Genomic DNA, 1,318 nt, shown 5'->3' with positions numbered 1-1,318 from the left:
GGGTCTTCCCCGATCATGGTGGGAAGGCTCAGAACGCCATATTCAGCTTTCCGTAGTGGAACATCACCCCCAGTTTAAAGCGCTCCCGGTTTCGGTATCCCCTGGCTTTTATCCTCAGCAGCCTGATCTTGCTGTTAAGTGCCTCCGCATTTCCGTTTGAGACACTGTGTCGCATCGCATTCAGGATCCCGTACAGCCTTTTTCCTATCGTTTTCGCGGCATTTTTCATCATGGGAACGTCACTGTTAGCCGCCAGCGCCAACCATCTCTGCCAGTCACTCCGTCTTTCCTCGCTCCATGGCCTGTTCCAGATATCCTTTGCCAGCTCTTTCAGCGCCCAGCACTGGCTCGTCAGCTTCATCTGTGCACGCAGCCACATCAGCTTTTCCTGCCGGGATTCGGTCATCCACTTATCGCTGTACTGCCACAGGAAGCGGGTTCCTTTTGCCTGGTGTCGGCTTTCAACAGGGAGGTGCGGATGTTCATTCTGACGGGTTTTATCAACTACCTCGCCCAGTTGCTTCGCCACATGGAAGCGGTCAAAGGCGATTTTCTCAACCGCACTGGGTAAGTGGATACGCGCTGCTCTTATATAGCCCGCGTTCATGTCCATTGAGAGCGTTTTGATAGCCAGCAACTGCCCATCAGTGAGCGTGCGAAGATAGCCGGCAAGACTCTCTGTGCCGCGATCATCCGTTAAGGCCAGCGCCCGACCATCGCGATCGGAGATCACCGTTATGTAACGATGTCCTTTTTTAAAGGCGACCTCATCCACATTCATATGACGGGCGGATAATGGCTTTTTTATCCGGGCAAGACCTCGCTTAACTGCCCGGGTCATAATGCCGTCAACCGCATTCCAACTGAGCTTAAGTTGCTTCCTGACAGCATCAACGGTGCTGATTTTCAGCCATGAGAGAACGAACGATTCGAATAGCAACGTATACCGGCTTCCGGGGCCAGCCCACGGAACAGGCAACGTCAGGCAGCCATGCTCCGGACACATAATTCGTGGAACATCGGCTTCAACAATAGTGGTGAACTGGCAGGTATCAAGATGGCGCCATTTACGATGACGGTGATCGTGAACAGAACAGGATTTACCGCAGGTCGGACAGGCTAGCCGGGTGTTTTCAGCGATCTCAATAGTGACAGTAACAGAACCGGCATTTTCATCGAGAGAAAGGGACTTTACCTGCCACGGATCGGACAGGTTGAGAATATGAGCGTAGAGGGACTTTTCGTCCATGGCGGTGACCTCTGGCGATTAAATACACCATTATCATGCCTTCAGCCACCACAACAAGGGAAGACCCAT

At 52.7% G+C, this 1,318-nt stretch carries 1 protein-coding gene; it reads right to left on the bottom strand.

Annotation, left to right across the window (positions count from 1 at the left end):
• Positions 1–28 precede the first annotated feature (28 nt).
• Positions 29–1,249 (bottom strand): ISL3-like element ISKox3 family transposase, encoded by a 1,221-nt coding sequence (locus ACOTX7_RS24255; protein ID WP_000343760.1) that lies wholly within the window; start codon positions 1,247–1,249, stop codon positions 29–31.
• Positions 1,250–1,318: the final 69 nt, after the last annotated feature.

Origin of the sequence: Enterobacter cloacae complex sp. IR5418, from assembly GCF_049238105.1 — a bacterium.
GTDB lineage: Bacteria > Pseudomonadota > Gammaproteobacteria > Enterobacterales > Enterobacteriaceae > Enterobacter > Enterobacter hormaechei.
This window is presented reverse-complemented; position numbering and strand designations above follow the sequence as displayed.

Coding starts and splice junctions, on each gene's coding strand:
- ACOTX7_RS24255 (WP_000343760.1), bottom strand. CDS start 1,249: ATGGACGAAAAGTCCCTCTACGCTCATATTCTCAACCTGTCCGATCCG.